Consider the following 686-nt stretch of genomic DNA (forward strand, 5'->3'; position numbering starts at 1 on the left):
TCCGTCCATCAGCATGAGTGTTGCTACGGTGTGCCTCAGATCGTGGAATCTAATTTTGGGAACTTCGGCAATCTTAATGATGTTGTAGAAAGTCCGTAGCAGGTTCCTAGGCGATACTGGCGTTCCCTTGGCTGTACATATGACAAGATCATTGTCCTGATACGCGATGCTTGCAGCTTGCTTCTCTTTTAAGATGAACCGCTCTTGTTTCAGTAGAGCATTCAGTGTCCTAGTATCGATTGAAATGGTTCTGGAACTGCTCTTGGTTTTGGTTTGCGTTAGAAGCTCCTTTCCGTCGTGACTGAGTGTCTGTCTTACATTCAGCACTTCATTATCGAAGTCAACATCCTTCCACCGAAGACCGAGAATTTCACTTTGTCTCATTCCAGTTGCAAGAGCAAGATGAAATGCAACGTAATAGCGGTCGTTCCGAGCGTGTTCGAGGAATCGGCTTACTTCTTCGATTGACCAGACGCCCATTTCCTTGCTTATTACTTTCGGTGTTTCAGCATCCCTTACAGGGTTAGATGAGACATACTTCCTCTTCATAGCAGCCTCGAATGAGCTCTTAAGGATTTTGTGAATATCCAGGATGGTTCGGCTAGATAAGCCCTTATCCTCGGACAACACGACATAAAACTTCTCGACCTGGGCAGTAGTGATTTTGGCGATTTCATGAGACCCCA

General features: G+C 45.6%; 1 protein-coding gene. It reads right to left on the bottom strand.

From position 1 onward, the window contains the following. On the bottom strand, window positions 1–686 hold a 686-nt coding region (locus tag C3B52_RS35715; RefSeq protein WP_164685090.1), incomplete at both ends, for a tyrosine-type recombinase/integrase.

Source organism: Brevibacillus reuszeri, assembly GCF_002897295.1.
GTDB lineage: Bacteria > Bacillota > Bacilli > Brevibacillales > Brevibacillaceae > Brevibacillus > Brevibacillus reuszeri_A.